Origin of the sequence: Microtetraspora malaysiensis (assembly GCF_001528665.1) — a bacterium.
In the GTDB taxonomy this organism is placed as follows: domain Bacteria; phylum Actinomycetota; class Actinomycetes; order Streptosporangiales; family Streptosporangiaceae; genus Microtetraspora_A; species Microtetraspora_A malaysiensis.
In genome coordinates, this window is record NZ_BBYJ01000004.1 from 343,546 (window position 1) to 365,009 (window position 21,464).

General features: G+C 70.5%; 17 protein-coding genes, 1 tRNA gene and 1 pseudogene. 5 read left to right on the forward strand and 14 right to left on the reverse strand.

Translation table 11 applies throughout. The annotated features are described in order from the left end of the window. Positions 1-12 precede the first annotated feature (12 nt). From AWQ71_RS01505 to AWQ71_RS01535, 8 genes are all read right to left on the reverse strand, one after another. The gene (locus AWQ71_RS01505; protein WP_067125250.1) at positions 13-573 is read right to left on the reverse strand and encodes a hypothetical protein; all 561 of its coding nucleotides are present in this window, start codon (positions 571-573) and stop codon (positions 13-15) included. 184 nt (positions 574-757) lie between these two features. After that, the gene (locus AWQ71_RS01510; RefSeq protein ID WP_067125253.1) at positions 758-2,890 is read right to left on the reverse strand and encodes a peptidase domain-containing ABC transporter; all 2,133 of its coding nucleotides are present in this window, start codon (positions 2,888-2,890) and stop codon (positions 758-760) included. After that, the gene (locus AWQ71_RS01515; RefSeq protein WP_067125256.1) at positions 2,887-3,075 is read right to left on the reverse strand and encodes a hypothetical protein; all 189 of its coding nucleotides are present in this window, start codon (positions 3,073-3,075) and stop codon (positions 2,887-2,889) included. The genes AWQ71_RS01510 and AWQ71_RS01515 overlap by 4 nt, the downstream gene beginning before the upstream one ends. After that, entirely contained in the window at positions 3,072-4,121 is a 1,050-nt protein-coding gene (locus tag AWQ71_RS01520; protein WP_157570126.1) for a TIGR04500 family putative peptide maturation system protein, read from the reverse strand. The genes AWQ71_RS01515 and AWQ71_RS01520 overlap by 4 nt, the downstream gene beginning before the upstream one ends. Beyond that, the gene (locus AWQ71_RS01525) at positions 4,118-5,083 is read right to left on the reverse strand and encodes an MvdC/MvdD family ATP grasp protein (protein WP_067125261.1); all 966 of its coding nucleotides are present in this window, start codon (positions 5,081-5,083) and stop codon (positions 4,118-4,120) included. Before AWQ71_RS01525 ends, AWQ71_RS01520 begins: the two co-directional genes overlap by 4 nt. A 49-nt stretch (positions 5,084-5,132) precedes the next feature. Beyond that, positions 5,133-5,282 (reverse strand): hypothetical protein, encoded by a 150-nt coding sequence (locus AWQ71_RS41235; RefSeq protein ID WP_157570127.1) that lies wholly within the window; start codon positions 5,280-5,282, stop codon positions 5,133-5,135. Between the two features lie 299 nt (positions 5,283-5,581). Continuing rightward, positions 5,582-6,472: a serine/threonine-protein kinase gene (locus AWQ71_RS01530; RefSeq protein ID WP_067125263.1), complete on the reverse strand. Its 891-nt coding sequence runs from the start codon at positions 6,470-6,472 to the stop codon at positions 5,582-5,584. Positions 6,473-6,510: 38 nt separating this feature from the next. Beyond that, positions 6,511-8,622, reverse strand: a complete 2,112-nt coding sequence (locus tag AWQ71_RS01535) for an HsdM family class I SAM-dependent methyltransferase (RefSeq protein WP_067125265.1) — start codon at positions 8,620-8,622, stop codon at positions 6,511-6,513. A gap of 57 nt (positions 8,623-8,679) precedes the next feature. Here AWQ71_RS01535 and AWQ71_RS01540 point away from each other — a divergent pair, with 57 nt between their 5' ends. Further along, on the forward strand, positions 8,680-9,411 hold the full coding sequence (locus AWQ71_RS01540; RefSeq protein ID WP_067125267.1) for a PP2C family protein-serine/threonine phosphatase: 732 nt from the start codon (positions 8,680-8,682) through the stop codon (positions 9,409-9,411). Positions 9,412-9,673: 262 nt separating this feature from the next. Here AWQ71_RS01540 and AWQ71_RS01545 read toward each other — a convergent pair whose 3' ends face one another. The 4 genes from AWQ71_RS01545 to AWQ71_RS01560 form a co-directional block, all read right to left on the reverse strand. After that, a complete protein-coding gene (locus tag AWQ71_RS01545) occupies positions 9,674-10,342 on the reverse strand; it encodes a response regulator (protein WP_067125269.1) in 669 nt (222 codons plus the stop codon). Next, complete coding sequence (locus tag AWQ71_RS01550) at positions 10,339-12,996, reverse strand: DUF4118 domain-containing protein (protein ID WP_084258316.1); 2,658 nt, start codon at positions 12,994-12,996, stop codon at positions 10,339-10,341. Before AWQ71_RS01550 ends, AWQ71_RS01545 begins: the two co-directional genes overlap by 4 nt. 262 nt (positions 12,997-13,258) lie before the next feature. Beyond that, the gene (locus AWQ71_RS01555; RefSeq protein WP_084258318.1) at positions 13,259-15,130 is read right to left on the reverse strand and encodes an APC family permease; all 1,872 of its coding nucleotides are present in this window, start codon (positions 15,128-15,130) and stop codon (positions 13,259-13,261) included. A 277-nt stretch (positions 15,131-15,407) separates the two neighbouring features. Next, positions 15,408-16,334 carry a LysR family transcriptional regulator gene (locus AWQ71_RS01560; protein ID WP_067125272.1) on the reverse strand — a complete coding sequence of 309 codons (927 nt, stop codon included), beginning with the start codon at positions 16,332-16,334 and terminating at the stop codon, positions 15,408-15,410. A 91-nt stretch (positions 16,335-16,425) separates the two neighbouring features. On the opposite strand from AWQ71_RS01560, the gene AWQ71_RS01565 reads away from it, so the two are divergent. The 4 genes and pseudogenes from AWQ71_RS01565 to AWQ71_RS01575 all read left to right on the forward strand — a co-directional run bounded on the left by AWQ71_RS01565 (position 16,426) and on the right by AWQ71_RS01575 (position 19,352). Further along, a complete protein-coding gene (locus AWQ71_RS01565; protein WP_067125275.1) occupies positions 16,426-17,442 on the forward strand; it encodes a YeiH family protein in 1,017 nt (338 codons plus the stop codon). 223 nt (positions 17,443-17,665) lie between these two features. Next, positions 17,666-18,172 (forward strand): annotated as a pseudogene (locus AWQ71_RS01570) (lytic polysaccharide monooxygenase auxiliary activity family 9 protein); the annotation flags it as partial. Positions 18,173-18,208: 36 nt separating this feature from the next. Beyond that, entirely contained in the window at positions 18,209-18,409 is a 201-nt protein-coding gene (locus tag AWQ71_RS44910) for a carbohydrate-binding protein (protein WP_500778561.1), read from the forward strand. A 223-nt stretch (positions 18,410-18,632) separates the two neighbouring features. Next, entirely contained in the window at positions 18,633-19,352 is a 720-nt protein-coding gene (locus AWQ71_RS01575; RefSeq protein WP_067125279.1) for an HAD family hydrolase, read from the forward strand. Positions 19,353-19,554: 202 nt separating this feature from the next. Here the strand turns inward: AWQ71_RS01575 and AWQ71_RS01580 are convergent. Further along, positions 19,555-19,628, reverse strand: a tRNA-Lys gene (locus tag AWQ71_RS01580). 118 nt (positions 19,629-19,746) lie between these two features. Further along, complete coding sequence (locus AWQ71_RS01585) at positions 19,747-20,340, reverse strand: hypothetical protein (RefSeq protein ID WP_067125281.1); 594 nt, start codon at positions 20,338-20,340, stop codon at positions 19,747-19,749. Between the last annotated feature and the right edge of the window lie 1,124 nt (positions 20,341-21,464).

The following is a 21,464-nucleotide window of genomic DNA, read 5'->3' on the forward strand; positions in this document are numbered from 1 at the left end:
CGAAGATCCCTGCTATTGAAGGTCGTAAGGCATGACCAAGAAGAACTCGCCCTCCGGGTCATAGTCGAAGATCAGAGCGGAGCTGCCGGCACGCAGATCCTCGTCTCCGGTCTGGCGCACCTGCACAAGGGCCGAGGAGCCGTCATCGGCCGTGACCTCGGCCTGACCGAAGTCGTGCCCGACCCGTCCCGTGCGGATGACGCACATGCGGCCGACGAAATCGGCCCGGGACGGCGAAGCCACCGCGGGGAACAGGGCGCGGCTCGCCCGCGCGACCAGGCGGGCGCAGAGCCATCCGGCCAGCAGCGCGACCACGAGCACCGCCCACCGAGCGGGAGGCCCCTCGGCCAGCACCACGCCGACCAGGCTGACGAACCAGGCGACCACGACCAGCAGCGACAGCGCCACGGCACCCGGCACTCCCCGTAGGCCGAGACCGGCGAGGAAATCGTCGGGGAGCTCCATCCCGAGTCCGCCGAGCAGCACGAGCGCCCAATAGACGATGACGACGATCAGCATGAAGCTGAACAGCACCGCCGGAAACTCCAGCACCGCATCGACGAACCGCGCCATTGACTCCCACCGTTATCCCGGCCCCCAGAGACAACTGCAATTATTGCGTAAAGTCGCAATAAAAGTCAGCACGAATTCAATGCGAATAATGGGAACTATTGAGAAGTTCGCGCCGTTGATGCAGAGGCCCGCACCCACCGGGACTTCCAGCGCGAGGGCCTCGCCCGCGCGGCGAACCGGCTGGTCAGCGGATGGTCTGCCGCTCGGTCAGGGCGGCATACCGGCCGCCGTGCCGCATCAGCTCGTCGTGGGTGCCCCGTTCGACGATCCGGCCCCTCTCGACGACGAGGATCTGGTCGGCGTCGCGCACCGTGCTCAGCCGGTGGGCGATCACGATGCGGGTCTGGGTCAGCCAGGCGAGGTTCCGCTCGATCGCGGCCTCGGCGGCGGTGTCGAGATGGCTCGTCGCCTCGTCGAGCAGCAGGACCCTGGGCTGGGGCAGGAGCGCCCGCGCGAGCGCGATCCGCTGCCGCTGCCCGCCGGAGATGCCGCTGCCCTCAGTGAGCATCGTCTCGTACCCCATGGGCATGGCCATGATGTCGTCGTGGACGCAGGCCATCCTGGCCGCCGCCACCACCTGCTCCAGCGAGGCGTCGGGAACGGCCAAGCCGATGTTGTCCCTGATGGTCCCGGTGAAGAGGTGCGGCTCCTGGGTGACCACGCCGAAGCGGCTACGCAACCAGCGCGCGTCGATGTCCCACGCAGGCATCCCGTCGTACCAGACGTCACCCTCGACCGGCTGGTACAGGCCCAGCAGGATCCGTCCCAGCGTGCTCTTGCCCGACCCGGAACTGCCCACCAGGGCGATCTTCTGCCCGGGTCCGACCGCGAGCGACACGTTCCTGACCGTCCATGGGGAGCGCGGGTCGAAGCGGAATCCGACATCCCGGAGGACCACCTCTCCGCGCAGGTGCGGCCGCTTCCTGCCTCTCCGCTCGGGCTCGGCCTCGACGATGTCGGCCAGCCGCTCGAAGTGCGCCCCTGCCTCCTGGAGCTCCTGCAGGCTGGTCAGCAGCGAGGTCAGCGGGGTGAGGGTGGACATGGCCAGCGCGTTGAGCGCGAGCATGGTGCCCAGAGTCAGCTCGCCGTCGAGCACCCGTGACGCGCCCACGAGCAGCAGCAGCGCGGGACCGAGGACCCTGATCCCCGACAGGACCGCATCCAGGGCCCCGCGGGTCAGGCCGAGACGCACGTCGGCGTTCATCTGGGCGGTGAACATCCTGGACCACCGCTCCATGGCACGCCATTCGGCGCTGGACGCCTTGATGGTCTCGATGCCTCCGATGGACTCGATGAGCCGGCCCTGGGTCGTGGCGGCGGCGGTCAGCTCGCGCCCGGTCAGGTCGGCGATCCGCCTCCGGGTGGCCAGCAGCAGCGCGACCTGGACGACCGCCACGGCGAGCAGGCATCCTCCGAGCACGGGATCGCCCAGGAGGACCAGAGTCATGAGGACCGCGGCCATCGGACCGTCGAGCAGCGCGGAGAGCGCCTGGCCGGAGAGCATGGCCCGGAGGCTGGCCGCGCTCTGCGTGCTCATGACCAGGTCGCTCGTCCCCCTGAGGGTGAAGAACCGGTAGGGCAACGTGAACAGGTGCCCGACCACACCCGCCGTGAACTGGGTGTCCGCCCGCGCCCGCAACATGAGCAGCACGGCCGTACGGAGGTACGTGAGGATCGCCTGGATGAGCACCACGAAGCCGAGCCCCACGATGAGGATCCGCAGCAGATAGCGGTTCCCTCCGGGAAGTACCTCGTCGACGACGAGCCCGGAGAGCAGGGGAAGGACGAGGGTGACGCCCTGCAGCAGCAGGGACGCGAACAACCCCTGGAGCAGCAGGCCTCGGTGGCGGGCCAGCAGGGCGCGGACCAGGTCCCGGCGCCACGGGCGGCGCTGCGGGCCCCGGACGTCGAACTCGGGGCCGGGTTCGAAGGCCAGGACGACCCCGGTGAACCCGACGTCGAACTCCTCCGGCGTGAGCCTGCGCCGCCCGGAGGCGGGATCGACGACCTCGACGACGTCCGGGCGCCAGCGCTCGACGACCAGGAAGTGGTTGAACTCCCAGTGCACGATGAAGGGCCCGGGCACCGCGCCGAGCTGCTCGGGGGCGAGCGAGAACGCCTTGACGCGCAGGCCGTACGATCTGGCGGCCTCCGCGACGGCCGACGCGCTCAGCCCGTCCCGCGACACCTGGACGTGCTCGCCGACCTCGCGCACGGTCGTGCGGCGTCCGTGGTGCCTGAGAACCATCGCCAGGCAGGCGGCGCCGCAGTCGGCCATCGTGGCCTGCCTGATCACCGGTACCCGCCCGCGCCTCATCGCCCCGCTCCGAGCGCGGGAAGGACGCCGATCAGCACCACGGCCGCCATCGCCATCGCGAGCAGCCCGACGTAGATCCACAGGCCGACCAGGAGCCTCCTGGAGATCCGGTACGGCCGCTCGACGCGCCGCCGGGCGGCCATGTGGTGGTGAACCGCCTTCTCCCGGTACGGAAGTCCCGTCATGTGCCGGCCCGCCCGGCCGTACCGGTCGAGTTCGCGACGCCGGAAGAGCCGGACGCGGCGGTCCGGTCCGCGGTCCCCCAGAACCATTCGATCTTGGCCGTGCTCCTGCGCCGCTCGATCCATTCGGCGAAGATCCGGCGCTCGACGAGCTCGCGCACGGTCCCGTCGAGAACGGCGGGCTCCACGGCCAGCACCTTGATCAGCAGGTGACCGTGTTCCGTCGCGAAAGGACCGGTGACCGTCCCCGGCGCGGCTCCGAAGACCCGGCCGGCCGTCTCTGGGCTCAGGTCCCCTCTGCGCAGCGTGGCGAACACCTCGCCCGGCCGTGCCGTGCCGTCCGCGAAAGCCCGCTCCGCGGCGTCGAGGAACCCGTCGGCGGCCGGCACGCGCGGCCCTTCGGTGAACTCCACCCGCGCGACGCGGGCGACGTCGAACTCGTGACCGTGCGCGGCGAACCAGTCATCGACCCGGCCGGCGGCCACCCGCGACCGGAGTCCGGCCACGGACGCCTCAAGGACGACCAGCTCCTCCAGCTCGTGGTGGGAGATGTGGTTGCGGTCCATCCATGCCCGGACCGCGCCGCCGGTCAGCAGCCCACGCGCCCGGCGGAACGCGTCCATCGCCTCCTGGAGCTCCGCGTCGGTCAGCGGTTCGGGCTCCTCCTCCCGCACCTCACGTACGAGGCTGTCGGTGACGAGGCGGTCGGCCAGCCGCGACTCGTCCCAGATGAAATCCAGGCAGGCGATCGCCCTGGCCACCGGGGTCTCGACACCGTTGACCCGGAGCAGCAGGTGCTCACCGGCCCGGTGGACACCGCGCAGCGGCCAGGGCAACGCCCGGTCGGGGCACCAGGAGAGGGAGATCGTGGCGCCGTCGCGTTCCTTGATGAGCAGAGCGTGATGGAGCGATCCGTCATATTCCTCACGCTGGGCGACCAGCCGCACCCGCGCCCCCGGGTACCGCGCCCTGAAGCCATCGAGGTCGTGCCCGGCCGTACCGGCGCCGAGCATGTCGATCGCCTCGGCGAGCATCCGTCCGTCCGTCACCACGTCACTCCGCTCATGAGCAGCTCGCCGACCGCCGCGCCGATGGGCAGCCCGGTCGCGTCCTCGATCCAGAGGAACTGGCCGTTCGGATTGATCTCCAGGAAGACATGGCGGCCGTCCGGCGTGAGGATCAGGTCGATCGCGCCGTAGGCCAGCCCGAGCCGCTCGACCAGATCCAGGCACCGCTGGGAGATCTCCGGCGGCAGGTCGTGCGCCCGGATGGGCGTCGCGCCGGGGTCGTAGTGTCGCCAGTCGTACCGGGTGTGGTTGCTCACCTGGGAATGGATCTCCGCGGCGAAGACCTTCCTGCCCACCACGGTCACGCGTATCTCGACCCGCTTGGGCACGTACGCCTGGACGATGACCGGGCAGAAGCGCAGGGCGTCCGCGTAGGCGACGTCCACAGGGGTGACGGGGGCCGCGAACCGGCCGAACCGCTCTCCCTCCGCTTCGAGCTGGTTGCCGTGCACGGGCTTGGTGATCACACGGCCCTCGTGCCGGTCGTAGAAGTCGAGAAAACTCTCGGGGTCGGTCGTGACCAGCGTCGCGGGGAGCTCAAAGCCCAGCCGCCTGGCCAGTTCGAGCTGGTACGGCTTGCGCGCCGCGCGGTCGATGACCGGCCGGGAGCCGGGAACCGTGAGGCAGCCGAGGCTGTCCCAGAGGCTCTCGGCCATGACGCGGCACTCCTCCTCCACGTAGTCGCGGGCGGCGACCCTCGGATGCGCGACCGGGTCGAGGGGCCTGCGGTACCAGAGCGCGGTCACCTCGTCGAGGACGAGGCGGCGGCCCGCGCGGCCGAACATCCGGCTGGTCGAACCATCCCCGGAGTGGCTGATCTCGAGGGTGGCGGCGGTCGGGAAGGAGGCGGGATCGAAGACGACGACATCCGCGCCCGCGGTCATGAGCGGTTTCACGACCCGGTCGGCGTGCTCATCTCCGTCAGAGGTCAGGACGAGGATCATCGGCGGGGCTCCGGACGGGGGCGCGACGCGGTCGCGCCCCCGCGGCGAACTAGTTGCTGTCGCCGGAGGTGTGCGTGTGGTTGCCGCAGATCTCGATGACCTGGCTCTTGGCGCCACCGCTCACCTGAAGAAGCTGACCCTCGTCGAGCTCCGGACCGAAGGCCGCGATGTCGTCGAGGGTGGTACGCGTCTTGCTCATGCGTATCCCCGCCTTTCTCCCGTACGGGGGCACCTGATGCGCCCCGTTGCACCGAGCAAGCTAGGCGAGCGGCACCTGGCCGGGCGTCCGTCGCGCGGGTGATCTTGTGTCATCCCGGCGGGGGGCGCGGATCGGGGTTCCGGGTGTTTCCATCCCTGGTTTCCGGTCCGACCCCGACGTATATGAGCGCAGCTCATGCGGGTTCGCCGGCCCTCACCCCTCACCCCGGCCACGTGATTCCGCCCGAACCGACCGAGCGTCCCAACGGGGCGGGGAGCCGACGCTGACCGGGGCCTGCGTCAGCGGACGCGGCCGACCATGCGCGCGTACATACGGCCGGGACTCGGCACTGAGGGCGGGTGCAGGAAGCCCGGCAGCATGGGCAGGTCGACGGAGAAAGGCTGCAGTCGCTCGTAGAGCGTGACGGCGTCGGCGGGGCGATTCTCCGGCTGCTTCTCCAGCAGCTCGGCGATCAGCCGGTCGAGCTCGACCGGGACGTCGGGCACCGACGGCGGGCGTTCCTTCACCTGCTTGTCGAACACGGCGTACTCGGTCGGCCCCGTGAACAGCGGCTTGCCGGTCAGCATCTCGTGCAGGACACAGCCGAGAGCGTAAAGATCGCTCTTCGGGCCGGCGACGCCGCGCTGGATCTGCTCCGGCGACATGTACGCGGGGGTGCCGAGGATCTGCCCGACCCGGGTGAACTGGGCGCCGTCCGACTCGCGCAGCATCGCCAGACCGAAGTCGAGGACCTTGACGCTGCCGTCGGGGCAGAGCATCAGGTTCGTCGGCTTGAGATCACGGTGACAGATGGACAGCGCGTGCGCCGCGGTCAGCACCGCGCACGCCTGGGCGGCGATCGCCGCGGCCCACGGGACCGGGAGCGGGCCATATTCGCTGACCAGGTCGGCGACCGTGACGCCCTCGATGAACTGCATCACCTGGAAGAGGCGCTGATCGTACGTGCCGAAGTCGTAGAGGACGGGCGCGCCCGGATGCTCCAGGCGGGCGAGGATGCGCGCCTCTCGGATGAACCGGCGCTCCAGCTCCTCGTCATGACCACCCGGAAAGCGGAGGAACTTCACCGCCACCTTGCGGTCGAGACGCCTGTCGTGGCCGCCGTAGACGGCCCCCATGCCGCCCTGGCCGAGAGGAAGGTCGTCCAGCTCATACCGGTCACCGATGACCATCCGCCCCTCCCGTCGGACTTTCGGGAAAAGCTACACCTTCACGCGCGCGGTCGTAGACGGCCGTCAACCAGCCCCTCCAACCCCAGCCGGATCAGCGCCTCGCCCGCGTCGGCCACTTCCCTGATCGCGTCCTCCAGTTCGGCGAGCCGCCGGAAGGCCGCCCCGTACGCCCGCTGCTCGACCAGCGGGAGCCGCGGGACGCGAGCCCGGCGGACGTCGACGCGGCTGGCTCCCGGGTGCGCCCGGGCGGCCGCGTACCGCAGGAATCCGGCGAGGAAGTCCGCGTCGAGCCGGGACCGATCCACCTGGTAAAGCGAGAGCTGCGGGCCGAGGACGGCGCCCGGCTGGTGGATCACGCGTGCGGTCGTCGTCGAGGCCACCACGTCTCCGGCCGCCACCGTGACGATGCCGGGCTCACTGCCGGAGCGACCGGACGGCGTCCCGCCTCGGGCGAGGTCGTCGGCGGTCAATACGTTGAGATCTCCGCTGTCCGCGGTTTTCAGCACCGAATGCCGCACCGTCACCATCCCGGCCTTGGCCAGATCGGTGATGGCGGTCGTGGGGAGGCCGGCTCGCCCGGACAGCACCTCCAGGTCGGGCAGCGCCCCCGCCGCCTCGGCCAGCACCTCGGCGAGGTCGCGGAGCCCGCGCCCGGCGGCGGGATAACGCTGCGCGTCGCCACGTGAGGAGACGTGCCGGGCCGGGCTGACGTCCACCTCGTCGTCGAGCAGATCGATGATCCGTACGATCCGGGCAGAGCGCGGCAACTCGCCTGCCGAGGCCACCGCCGCGGCCTGCCTCGCAACGCCACCGGACGTCCGGCCTTCGGCCACCGAACCGGCGGCCGGCCCGCGTCGGGCGGCTTCCGGCGCTGCGGGACCGGCCGTGTCCGTGCCGGCGAAACCTTCGCCGGCCGTAGGACTCGTGCCGACGTAACCCGCGTCGGCCAGGTAGGTCCACCAGGCCGACTCGACGATCGAGAGGTCGTCGGAGGCGTCGGCGAGCAGGATCGACGCCGGGGAGGGCGCCCCCGCCTCCGGCCGGCGCAGCAGCCAGAGATCCGGCCCCGCGGCGGACAGGCCGATGACCGCGCGCAGGGCTCCGGCGCGGAGCAGGTTCGCGCGGATCCGACGGCCGGAACGCCGGGCCGCGGCCGCGGCCGGCATCAGGATCGCCACCAGGCCGCCGGGACGCGCGTGGGCCAGGCAGTGCTGGACCCAGGCCAGCTCCGGCTCGCCGCGCGGGGGCACGCCGTAGTCCCAGCGCGGATCGCCGATCAGCTCCTCGTGGCCCCACGCCCGCTCGTTGAAGGGCGGGTCGCACAGCACCACGTCCGCCCGCTCGCCCTCGAATCCGTCGTGCCGTAACGAGTCGCCCGCCACGACGCGCGCGTTCGCGTCGCGCAGGAGGAGCCGCAGCGAGGCGAGCAGAGCAGAGGTCTCGTTGATCTCCTGGCCGAGCAGACGCACCGGCGGCGCACCGGGCGGCGCGCCGTCGAGGACGGCGGTGTCCGAGACCGCGAGCAGGAGCGTTCCCACACCGACCGCCGGGTCGAGGATCGCGCCTCCTTCGGGACACGCCTGGCGCGCGAGCCGCGCCATGAGCGACGCCACCTCGCCCCGCGTGACCGCGAGCCGCCGGGTGTGCGCCTCCACGTAGCGCTCGCAGACGAACTCGAACGCGGTGGCCGGTCCGTGGAGCGCGGACAGGTCCGCGATCCACCGGATGAGCTGCGCGTCCTCCAGGACGCTCCCCGGCCGGGCCGGAAGGTCGGCCGTGGCCGCCGCGACCTCGCGCGGCAGCCGTACGACCAGGTCGGGAGCGGCGGCGAGCCGGCGCCAGCCGTCGGGATCCCGTCGCGCGTAAAGGAGGAACGCCCCCGCGAAACCGCTGAGCTCGCCCAGCCGGAGGTCGTCCACGGCGGCCCTGAGCCCCTGCCAGACACGGTCGCCCAGCGACACCTCGAAGGACTTGCCGTTCCTGCGCAGCCACTCCTCGATCTCGGGCAGCGAGAACAGCGGGCTGGACGCGGTGCCGCCCACCGGGTGGGGAAAGTCCTCATACCGACGGCGCCAGTTGCTCACCGCGGCCCTCCCGACGTCGGCTAGGCGGGCGATGTCGCCCGCGTTCACTGTGGCGTCGTGGCTCATGACGACAAGCTTAGCTGGAGCTTGTGAAGTCATTCAACCAGTGCTTTACTCAAAAGCATGACGCACAACCGACTTCGCTACGCCGCGGGATCCGACGTCGGACGTTCCCGGAAGAAGAACGAGGACTCGTTCCACGCCGGCGAGCGACTGCTCGCCATCGCCGACGGGATGGGGGGTCACGGCCACGGAGAGGTGGCAAGCGCGGCGGCGATCTCCGCCCTCGTCCTCCTGGAAGAAGGGCCTTTCCCCGAGGACGCCGTCGCCGCCCTCGACGAGGCGGTGCAGGAGGCCAGCCGCAGGTTGCGAGATCTGGCGGTCCGAGATCCGGCCCTTGAACGGATGGGCACCACCATCACCGCGATGCTCTGGGACGGCTCCCGCTTCGCGCTGGCCCACGTGGGCGACTCGCGGGCGTACATGCTGCGTGACGGCGCTCTGTACCAGATCACCCGTGATCACACGCTTGTCCAGTCTCTGGTGGACGACGGCCGGATGAGCCCCGATCAGGCGGCGAAGCATCCCAACCGGTCCCTCCTGTTGCGTGCGGTGGAGACGAGCGGCCTGGCCGACCCCGACCTCTCGCTTCGCGGAGCACACCCCGGCGACCGCTATCTGCTCTGCTCCGACGGGCTGACCGCCGTGCTCGATCCCGAGACGCTGCATCGTGTGCTCACCACGGTCGCCGATCGGGAGGAGGCCGTGCGTCACTTCATCGAGTTGGCCAACGAGGCGGGCGGCCCCGACAACATCAGCGTCATCGTCGCCGACGTCGACGCGGTTCCGGCCTGACTCGTACGGCCCGGCCGGGCGAGGCAGGAGATCCGCCGAGGACGACGCGAGGCGAGATCCGGCCCGAGCTCGGCCGGCCGTCACAGCCGCGGGTGGGGCGGCTGGACCGCTCTCCGTTCTCGCCCTGGGCGCACGCACAAGCGTCACGATCTCATACGTCGGCTCCGCCTCCCACCTCCGACAGGCGACGGAGTGGCCATCAGCCTCCGATCACGAACGGAACGCACCCGCCGTCCGCCGGTCACCGGTCACCGGTCACCGGTCAGGGGCGGAAGCGATAGCCCATGCCGGGCTCGGTGATGAGGTGCACGGGGTGGGCGGGATCCTGCTCCAGCTTGCGGCGGAGCTGTGCCATGTACTGCCGGAGGTAGTGCGTCGCCGTCACATACGTGGCACCCCACACCTCGGTGAGCATCTGACGCTGGCTGACCAGCTTCTCGGGGTTGCGCAGCAGGATCTCCAGCAGGTGCCACTCCGTCGGGGTGAGCCGTACGCCGCTCGAGATCGTCTTGTCGGCCAGGTTGATCGTGTGGTCGCCGATCCGCACCACCGGGGTCTCGGCCTGCTGCGCCGCCGCACGGCGTGTGGCGGCGCGGACTCGGGCGAGCAGTTCGTCGAGGCCGAACGGCTTGGTGACGTAGTCGTCAGCCCCCGCGTCGAGGGCGCTGACCGCGTCGGCGCTGCCCACCCGGCCGGTGAGCACGATGATCGGCACCTGGCTCCACCCGCGCAGGCCGTGGATCACGTCGATGCCCTCGATGTCCGGCAGGCCCAGGTCGAGCACGACAAGGTCGGGATGCCAGTCGGCGGCCTGGCGTAGCGCGGAGCCGCCGTCCGCGGCGACCGCCACCTCGTAGTGCCGGGCGGCGAAGTTGATGCGCAGCGCGCGGAGGATCTGCGGCTCGTCGTCGACGATGAGGATCTTGGTCATCGGCGCTCCGCCGCGGGCACGTCACCGGACGCGGAGGAGGCGCCGCCATCAGGCCCCGGAGTGCCATCGGGGGTGACGCCGCGTGGGGCATGTTCGTGCCCGGAGGCGTACTCGGCGACCGTGGTCCAGGCGATGGGCAGCGTGACGGTCATGGTCAGCCCTCCTCCGGGTGTCTCCTCGGGCACCAGCGTGCCGCCCATGGCCTCGGTCAGCCCGCGCGCGAGGGCCAGCCCGAGCCCGACACCCGTGTGGTTGTCCCGGTCGCCGAGGCGCTGGAAGGGCAGGAAGACGCGGTCGTGCGCCTCAGAGGGGATGCCGGGGCCGCGATCGATGACTCTGATCTCCACGAGGCTACCGTGCCTGCTGGCGTTGATCAGCACCTTCTCCTCCGGGGGGTTGTAACGCACGGCGTTGGCGATCAGGTTGGCCAGCACGCGTTCCAGCAGGGCGGGGTCGGCGGTGATCTCGGGCAACTCGACCGAGATGTCCGCGTCGACGCGGTCCCAGAGCGGCCCGAGATCGTCGATCGCCCGAGGCACGATGTCCTCCAGGGCGGTCGGCCGCAGCGCGATCCCGAGCGCGCCCGCCTGGAGGCGGCTCATGTCGAGCAGGTTCGCCACCAGCCGGTCCAGCTTGAGCAGGGACTCGTCGGCGGTGGCCAGCAGCTCGGCGCGGTCCTCGTCGGTCCAGTCGATCTCGGTGTTGCGCAGGCTCTCGACCGCGGCCTTAGCCGAGGCGAGCGGGGTGCGCAGGTCGTGGCTGACCGCGGCGAGCAGGGCGGTGCGCATCTTGTTCGCCTCGGCGAGCGGCCGGGCCTGCTCGGCCTCCTCCTCCAGCCGCTCCTGCCGCAGCGCGATGGCGGCCTCCGCCGCGAACGCCTCCAGGACCCTGCGGTCGGACGCGTCCAGCAGCCGGCCACGCGCGACGAGCACCAGGTCGTCGTCGATGACCACGTCGGTGTCGGCCGTACCGGGGCAGGCGCACGGCGGGCCTCCGGTGGTGGCGACGATGCGCCAGGCGTCCGGGTCGGACTGGTCCCCCGCAGCCGGCTGCCGGCCGCCGCGGCGTTCAAGGAGGGTGACCGAGGTCAGTCCGAACGTCTCCCGGAGCCGGCCGAGCAGGGACGGCAGGGCCGCCTCTCCGCGCAGCACGTGCCCGGCGAGCGTGGAGAGCACCTCGGCGTCCGCGCTCGCTCGGGCCGCCTCTCTCGTACGGCGGGCCGCGACGTCCACGACGGCGCTGACCATGGCCGCGACCAGCACATAAATCGCCAGCGCGAGCAGGTTCTCCGGGCTGGAGATCGTCCAGGTGTAGACGGGCGGCGTGAAGTACCAGTTGAGCAGGGCGAACCCGACCACGGCCGCGGTGATCGCCGGCCACATGCCGCCGACGAGCGCCACCACGACCACCATGAGCAGGAAGAGCAGGATCTCGCTCGGGAGGGTCAGCTCCTCGCGGAACGGCACCAGCAGGGCGCTCAGCGCGGGAATGCCGAGCCCGGCGAGGGCCCAGCCCGCCACCCGCCGCCTGCGGGTGAGGGCGGCCCGCGACCGCGCGCCCCTGGTCCTGCCCTTGCTGATCTCCTCGTGCGTCACCATGTGGACGTCGATGGAGCCGGACAGGGCGGTGGTGGTGACGCCGACGCCGCGGGAGAACAGCTGCGCCAGCCGTCCGCGCCGGGACGCGCCGAGCACGAGCTGGGTGGCGTTGACCCCGCGCGCGAAGTCGAGCAGCGCGCGCGGGACGTCGTCGCCGACGACCTGGTGGTAGGTGCCGCCGACGCTCTCGACCAGCGCCCGCTGCCTGGCCAGGCTCGCCGGGTCCTGCCCGGCCAGCCCGTCGGCCCTCGTGACGTGTACGGCGAGCAGGTCGGCGCCCTTGCTCCTGGCGGCGATGCGGGTGGCCCGGCGCACCAGGGTGTCGCCTTCGGGACCGCCGGTCAGCGCGACGACGACGCGTTCGCGGGCCTCCCATGTCCCGGCGATGCCGTGTTCGGCGCGGTAGCGGTCGAGTTGCTCGTCGACCTTTCCGGCGACCCAGAGCAGGGCCAGCTCCCGCAGCGCGGTCAGGTTGCCGACCCGGAAGTAGTTCGACAGGGCGGCGTCGACCTTCTCCGGCGGGTAGACGTTTCCGTGCGCCATCCTGCGGCGCAGCGCCTCGGGCGACATGTCGACCAGCTCGATCTGGTCGGCCCGCCGTACGACCTCGTCGGGGACGGTCTCGCGCTGGGGGATGCCGGTGATCTCCTGGACCACGTCGTTGAGCGACTCCAGGTGCTGGATGTTGACGGTGGAGACGACGTCGATCCCGGCGTCGAGGATCTCGTCGATGTCCTGCCAGCGCTTGGCGGTGCGCGAGCCGGGCACGTTGGTGTGGGCGAGCTCGTCGACCAGGACCACGCGGGGACGGCGGGCGATGACGGCGTCCACGTCGAGTTCGGTGAGGGTCATCCCCCGGTAGACGAGGGCCTTCCTGGGGACGATCTCCATGCCGTCGAGCAGTTCGGCCGTGCGGGCGCGGCCGTGCGTCTCGACGAGCCCGACGACCACGTCCCGGCCCCGCTCCTGCGCCCTGCGGCCCTCGCCGAGCATCGCGAAGGTCTTGCCGACTCCGGGAGCGGCGCCGAGGTAGATCCGGAGCCGCCCACGCGCCATGTGCCTCATCTCCTTACGCCTTCAGAACCAGGTTAGGTCGCGGCGGGTCACCGCCTGGTTCGCCCTGGCGGCGGGCGCGGCCGGTCGCGGGCAGCGCCACTCAGCGCGAACCGAATCGCGCCGCACGGCCCGTACCGCACCACCCTCACCGACTGCCCCTATCAGGAAATCGCGATATTTGCGGCTTTTCGGGGATCTTGATGCTTTATATACGTTCCTCGAGAGAAAGTTGATGACTTTCCTACGGCCGGCAACCCATGGATCAGCCCACGTGGACATGGGGGCGGCGCGCCGGGTCCGGTTCGGCTTCGCGCAGCACCTCGCGGGTCATCCCGGGCACGTCACCGCCGCCGAAGACCAGATAGCGCAGCATCGCGACCACCGGATTCCCCTCACCCCAATGGAAGTAGATGTTCGGCACCTCGCCGGTGCGGTCGCGGATGTACAGCAGGAGCGCGGCCAGGGCGTTCGGCACCGTGGCGCTCTCGATGCGGAGGATCCGGTGGCCGTAGCGCACGTCCCCCCTGACCCGCAGCTCGCTGCGGAACTGGGACGCGTCCTGCACGGTGACCTCGACGAACATGACCGGCTCCGAGCTGCGCAGCCGGTGCGTGTACCACTGCTCACGGAGCTTGGCGTTGTATTCCGCCTGGTCGCGGCGGCGCGGGTCGTTCGCGATCAGATGGATCTCGCCGGTGGACTCGGCGATGAACTCCTGGGCGAGCGTGTCGAGACGCACGTCGGACACCCGCAGCTCGGTGGAGCGGGTGGCCCGCGAGATCAGCGACATCACGATGATCGCCGCGATGAACAGCGCCCCGATCTTCACGCCCTCGGGGCGCCCGCGGATGTTGTCCGCCAGCGTGTACGCGAGGACCAGGGTGATCAGCCCGAAGACCCGGGTGCGGCCGTGCCGTCCGGCCCGGTAGGCGTCCACGGTGACGGCAACGCCGGCGGACAGGAACAGCACCAGAACGCCGGTGGCGTACGCGCCTCCCTGGGCGTCCACACTGGCGCCGAAGGCGAGCGTGATGGCGAACGAGACGACCGTGAAGACGAGGACCAGCGGGCGCACGGCGCGGGTCCAGTCGGGGGCCATGCCGTACCTGGGCAGGTAGCGCGGCACGAGGTTGATCAGGCCGGCCAGCGCGGAGGCGCCGGCGAACCACAGGATGCCGATGGTGCTGACGTCGTACAGCGTGCCGAAGCCGTTGCCGAGGTAGGCGTGCGCCAGGTAGGCCAGGGCTCGGCCGTTGGCCTTGCCGCCGGGCTGGAACTCCTTCTCCGGGATCAGGATGATCGTGGCGAAGCTGCTGCAGATGAGGAACACGCTCATGATCAGTGCGGCGGTGGTCAGCAGCCGCTTGGCGTCGCGGACGCGTACCGGCAGGTCGCCCTTGATGAGCGGCATCACCGCCACGCCCGTCTCGAATCCGGACAGACCGAGCGCCAGCCGGGGCATCACCAGCAGCGACACGCCGAGCAGGCCCAGCGGACTGGCGTGTTGCACGGTGAGCATCCGCTCCCAGTCCACGATCAGGCCGGGATGCGCCAGGATGTACAGGATCGTCCGCACGACCACGACGGCGTTCAGGACCAGGTAGACACCGACCACCAGTACGGCGACGCCGATGGCCTCGGTGAAGCCCATCAGGAACACGGCGGAGAGCAGGGCCAGCAGGAAGATCGTGACCGCGACCTGCTGGCCGGAGAGCGCACGCGGGACGAAGGGGTTCTCCAGGATGTGCGCGGACGCGTCGGCCGCCGACAGCGTGATCGTGATGACGAAGTCGGTGGCCGCGAAACCCAGCAGAACCAGCACGACCAGCTTGCCCCACCAGCGCGGCGCGAGCCCTTCCAGCATCGCGATGGAGCCCTGGCCGTACGGGCTCTCGACGGCCACCCGGCGGTAGACGGGCAGCGCGCCGAGCAGCGTCAGCAGCACGAGCAGGATGGTGGCCACCGGGGAGACGCTCCCGGCCGCCAGTGCGGCGATGCCGGGCTGGTAACCGAGGCTGGAGAAGTAGTCCACCCCCGTGAGGCACATGACGCGCCACCAGGAGTACTGCTTCTCCGGGGATTGCGAGCCGTGCGGCCCCAGGGCCCGCAGATCCTCCTGCTGGAGACCCTCCATCAGCCATGCGCGAAGCGGCCCCCTACGCGCCACCTCACGCCGTGCCGACCCGGCCAACCGGTCACCCCCGCAGCACCGCCGATCGAACCCGCACGCGCCCGTACGGCCCGGCCGGGACGGCGCCGATCAGACGTCGCCGGGGGGCGGATCCAGCCTTCAACGGGCGACGGACGTCGCGCGGGAAGACGCGTGTGGACAACACGCCTGATCTCGCATACCCGGGCGACGGCCGGTCGAACCGCGCCGGCCGTCCCGCCCGGACCGGCACCATCGAGTGTCAGGATCCGGGCGGACGACGAGCGGCGGCGCCGCGCGCGGCGAGGGTGAGCAGCGACCGCGCCGGACCGTCCAGCCGCCGCCCCTCGATCCAGACGGCCCGCAGCTTCCGCTGGAGATCGACACCTTCGGGAGCGACGGCCACCAGCCTGCCCTCGGCCAGTTCGTCGCCGACGGCGAGCTCGCTGAGCACGGCCGGGCCCGCGCCGGAGGCGAGCGCCACCTTCACCGCGGAGTTCGACCCGAGTTCCAGGAGCGGCTCGGCGAGCGGCCCGTAGCGCGCCATCACCGTCTCGAACGTGATCCGCGTGCCCGATCCGGGCTCCCGGACGATCAGGGGCGTGGCCGCCAGCTCGCGGGGACGCAGCGGCGTACGGCGGCGGGCCCACGGGTGCCGGGGCGAGACCACGACCACCAGGCGGTCCCGGCCCACCAGCCGGGAGGCGAGGCCGACCGGCAGCGAGGGCCCCTCGACGAAGCCGACCTCGGCCTCGCCGGAGAGCACGAGTTCGGCGACCCGGGCCGAGTTCACGACCTGCAGGCCCACGGTGACGTCCGGCTCCATCGGGCGAAGGGCGATGAGCCAGCCCGGAACGAGATATTCGGCGACGGTCATGCTCGCCGCCACCGGGAGGGCGGCGCCGCGCTCGCGCCGCATCGCCGTGACACCGGTCATCAGGGCGTCGGCCGCGGCGAGCACCTCACGCGCCCAGTCGACCACCATCTGGCCCTCGGCGGTCAGCCGCGAGCCGATGGGCAGGCGCTGGAGCACCGGCACGCCGAGCCGCCGCTCCAGGGTCCGCAGGCGGCTGCTCGCCGACGGCTGGGAGATGCCGAGCTGGCGGGCGGCGCGGCCGACCCCTCCGAGCTCGCTCACCGTGACCAGCAGGGCGAGCGCCTCAAGATCGGGCCAGTTGTTCAGCCTCATAGAAACATCCTATGGACCCGTCGCCATCTCACGGCTAGCGAGCGGCCACCCGCCGCGGAAGCGTGGTGAGCACAACAAGAGTGGAGGAAAGTTGCTCACCGATGAACCGGCGGCGCCTCGGGCGCTCGGCTCGCGGCTTGTCCCGCTGTTGCCGGGGCTCGCGCTCACCGTCGCCGCAGTCGTGCTCGCCGTACTGATCAACCGGCTCGTCCCCGCGATCGGGCCCCTCACCGGCGCCATCCTGCTCGGAGTGGTCGCGGCCAACACCGGGCTGGTCCGGCCGAGCGCCCGCGCCGGCACGGGCTTCGCCGCCAAGCGGATCCTGCGCGCCGGGGTGGTTCTGCTCGGCCTCCAACTGGCGGTCTCGGACGTGCTCGGGCTGGGCGGGCCGATGCTCGGCGCGGTCGTCGTCAGCACCCTCGCAACGTTCTTCGGCACCCGCTGGCTGGGCCGCCGGATGGGCGTGCCGCCCGGCCAGTCGCTGCTCATCGCCACGGGCACGGCCGTCTGCGGCGCGTCGGCGATCGCCGCGATGAACAGCGTCTCCGGCACCGACGAGGAGGACGTGGCGACCGGCATCGGCCTGGTGACGATCTGCGGCACGCTCGCGATCTTCCTGCTGCCTCTCCTCCAGGGGCCGCTCGGCCTCGATCCGAATACGTTCGGGGCCTGGGCCGGGGCGAGCGTCCACGAGGTCTCCCAGGTGGTCGCGACGGCCGCGGGCGTCCCCGGCGCCATGGGCGCCGCCGTGATCGTCAAGCTGACCAGGGTCGCGCTGCTGGCTCCCCTCCTGGCGGGCGTGGGGATCGCGCGCCGCCGGGCGGGCACCGCCGTCGAGGGTGGCGCGCGCCCGCCGATCGTGCCGCTGTTCGTGGTCGGCTTCCTCGCCATGGTCGCTGTACGGAGCACCGGCCTGCTGCCTCCTGCGGCCCTCGACGCGATCAAGACGCTCGACACGTGGCTGCTCGCGGCGGCGATGTTCGGCCTGGGCACCGGCGTCCACCTGGCCTCGCTGCGGCGTACCGGACCGCGGGCGCTCGTGCTCGGGTTCGCCTCATCTCTGCTCATCGGTGTGCTCGCCTACGCCGGAGTGCAGATCGCCCTCTGAACGGGACACCACGACCTCGTGCCGGTGGCCGGCGTCCGTTGGCCACCGGCGCCGGAGCGTACGAGCCGGAGCACGGGAGAGCCCCGTTCGCCCGGCTCACTCCGGGATCAAGAAGGGCCCTCCGCCCCTCGACAACGATCTGGAGATGAGGTAACGAAGGCGTTTACTGTTAAGAAACTTTCCTTTATGTTAAGGGTTACCCCCCAGCATGAAGGAGTGTGACATGCGCAAAGCAGTCATCTTCCTCTCGTCGGCGATCGTCGCCGCCGGGAGCACGCTCTTCCTCGCCTCCCCCGCCCTGGCCCACGGCTACGTGTCGTCGCCGCCCAGCAGGCAGGCCATGTGCGCCGAGGGTCGCGTCGCGAACTGCGGCGAGATCATCTACGAGCCGCAGAGCGTGGAGGGCCCCAAGGGCCTACGGTCGTGCAGCGGCGGAAACGCCCGCTTCGCCCAGCTCGACGACGAGAGCAAGGCGTGGCCGACCACCCGCGTGGGGAACAGCGTTCAGTTCAACTGGGTGCTGACCGCCCGCCACGCCACGAGCACGTGGGAGTACTACATCGGCGGCACCCGCGTCGCGGTGTTCGACGACGGGGGCCGCCAGCCGGGCGCCACGGTCACCCACAACGTGAACCTCGGTGGCCGGACCGGCAGGCAGAAGGTCCTCGCCATCTGGAACATCGCCGACACCCCGAACGCCTTCTACTCCTGCATCGACCTGCAGGTGGGCGACGGCCCCGACCCCAGCCCCAGCCCCAGCCCCACGGTGAGCCCGAGCCAGAGCCCCAGCCCGAGCCCGTCGACGAGCCCGACCACACCGGCGGGCACCTGGGCGGCCGGCACCGCGTACAAGGCGGGTGACCAGGTCACCTACGGCGGCGCGAGCTACCGCTGCCTCCAGGCGCACACCGCTCTCACCGGGTGGGAGCCGCCGAACACCCCGGCGCTCTGGCAGCGGCTGGGCTGACCCCTCGCCGGTCCCCGCGTCCGAACGCGGCACGGGGACCGGTCTCTCGCCCTTTAACACCGCGTCCTTGGCATCCGAGCAACCACCGAGCGACCGACCCACCCCCATTGCTCGAATGACCCTGATCAATCGTGCTCAGGCTGCATGGGCTTCGAACCACAGAGAACCGAGATCATCGCTGTGGGCTTGCGCACGGCTTTCCAGCACGGCGACGATCACAGACATGATCAAGGGCGTCCTGTTCGACTTCTCCGGAACCCTCTTTCGCGCCGAACCAACCGAAGCCTGGCTCCGCGCTGTAATCAGGGAAGCCGGTCATGACATGCGGGAGGATGAACTCACCGCCTGCGCCACCCGACTTGAAGAGGCCGGAGCTCTTCCTGGCGGTCCTGCTCCGCGCCATGTGCCCCGAGAGCTCGCCGGGCTGTGGAGGGAACGTGATCTGAGCACCAAACAGCATCGTGCTGCATATACCGCCCTCGCGCGGGAGGCGGCCCTGCCCTGGCCGGACCTGGCTGAGGCGCTCTATGACCGCACCCTCACACCGGTGGCCTGGTTGCCCTACCCCGACACCGAAAGCACGCTCAAAGAGCTGCGCAAACGAGGGATTCCTGTAGCCGTGGTCAGCAACATCGGCTGGGACCTACGGCCGGTCTTCCGCCACCACGGAATGGATGACCTCATTGACCACTTCCTGCTCTCCTTCGAACAAGAAGCCAAGAAGCCCGACCCTGCGATCTTCCAGACCGCATGCACCCTGATTGGCCTCACGCCCGACGAGGTCGTCATGGTAGGTGACGACCACACCGCCGACGGCGGCGCAGCAGCCCTGGGCTGCACCATCCACCTGGTCGAACGCCTACCGGCGAACCAACGTCCGGCAGCCCTGACCGCCATCCTCGACCTACTCGGTCCCCCTACTCCCGAGGACGCCCAGCCATAAGTCTGAACCGCCGCCAGGCCCCTTATTCGACATCCAGCCCCGCTCCTCAACACTGGAACCAGGGCCACAAATGATCATGCTGCGATCAGGATTTCGGCTGGCGAGCAACCATCGTGATCAACCCCGGGCGCTGGGCACCGCTGAGGCGATCACCAAATAGAAAAAGCCCAGGTCGACTATGCCAACCTGGGCTTTCGTTCTGTGCGCCGCCAGGGACTCGAACCCCGGACCCGCTGATTAAGAGTCAGCTGCTCTAACCAACTGAGCTAGCGGCGCCTGCGAACGCTCGTAACCTTAGCAGTCTCCACGGCGTCACGCACATTCGTTGCCGCCTCCCCGGACCACGGCCCGGGGAGCGCCAAGCTTCAGGGGATCACCGGCGAACGGGGCTGGATCAGCCCCTCCACGCGCCGGAGGAGAAGGGCTGGGGAGTGCCCTTGGTGCCGGGGCCCTTGCCCCACTTGGTGACGACGTAGTCGATCGCGATGTGGCCCTCGCCGCCGTTGTTCTCGACGGTCAGCGTGTTGGTGTTCCACGAGCCACCGGTCAGCTCGGCGAAGGTCTTGCCATCGATGTCGAGCATGACGCCGCTCTCGGACGGGACGCCGGGGCCGCGGTCGCCGATGAAGAACTTGGCCTTCTTGCCCTTGTAGATGATGTAGCCCTCGGTGCCGAGCGGCCAGCTCGGGCTGGAGAACAGGCCCTTCTGCATCGGCTTGCCGATAGCGGGAAGGCCGGTGTCACCCTGGCGGCCGGAGGCGTCGTCCCAGAAGTACGAACCCCTGGTGCTGCCATGGAAGATCGCCTGCTCCATCTCCGGAGCCTGTGCGACCTGGGAGGTGTGGGCGGCCTTCACCGGGGCGACCGCCGCGGGGGCAGCGCTGGCCGCGGTGACACCGAACGCGCTGACACCGACGAAGGCGGCGCCGGCGACGGCGGTCAGAGCGGTCAGCTTCCGGTTCTTGCGCAGGCCAAACAGCGTGTTCATGAAAAATCGAGATCTTTCGTGAGACGACAGGGGACGGCCGCGTGCGTCGTGTATCAGGCCTGCTAGGTCAAGGGCGGGCCAGGCACGGGGCGCGGAGCGGGTCGAGAGATGTCGATCGCCACTGAGATGCACATTTCGTGCGCTGTACGCGTCCATCAGTTGAGGGCCGATGATCGCGTCGGGCGGACGGGCCGTGAGGACCCGGATTCGGAGGTCAGGCGGGGATCTCCCGCAAGGTCTCCTCTTCTGAAAGTCCAGCCACCGGTCGGCAGCAATATGGACACTACACACCAAGACATGACAAAGCAAACGAAAGCACGCAAATACGGCAAAAGATCTACCACGTTAGCTAAAAACGATCTAATGCCGGCCACGTCAATGTGTCGGAAACCGCGCGTATACCGGGATTCCCGCGCGGGCGAATGGCAAAGGGAGCTTCCATAGGGTAAAGCGCCGATCAGCGTGTTCCCGCGCCGCCAGGCAAAACGACGGCATTGCGCGCCCCAGTCCTGCGTCCGGAGCACGGGCGCGGGCCATCACGAGAGCGGAGAGCGCCGGAACGTGGCCCTCCGAGGAGCGATCAAGACGCTGACGAGGGACGTCACCGACGGCGACCGACCGGCGAGAGGCGGCCGGCAAGGGCTTCGCCGTACGAGACCGCGACGCGAAAGCCGCCCCCCGCATGGCGGCGGTCCGGCCGGGGAAACGCGAAAAGGCCGCGCACTGGCGGCCCTCGCGACATCAGAACGAGCAAACAGGAAAAGGCCCGACGGAGCGGGCGGGAACATAACAGGAATGGGGCGGGAGATACCCAGGTGAAAGCTGAGGAAGAACGTTTCCAGGACCAGCCGGGTGCGGTAACGACCCCGGAGCCGCATCTGCCGTCGCACTCATCGAGGACGCGAATCGGGTGAAAGCCACAGGGCCGGGATCCCGCGCGCTGTCAGCCCGGGCGGTCCCGGCCGAGCGCCGCTTGGGGCGGGGTGCGGGAGGAGAACCGACGGCGGACATGCGTCGGGGCCGGGCAGTCCCCCAACTACCCGGCCCCGACTGAAGCGGTCCGCCCGGGATACCCTCCCCAAAGGCACCGGCGGTTCCCGCTGTCCGGACGCGGTTCCCCCTCC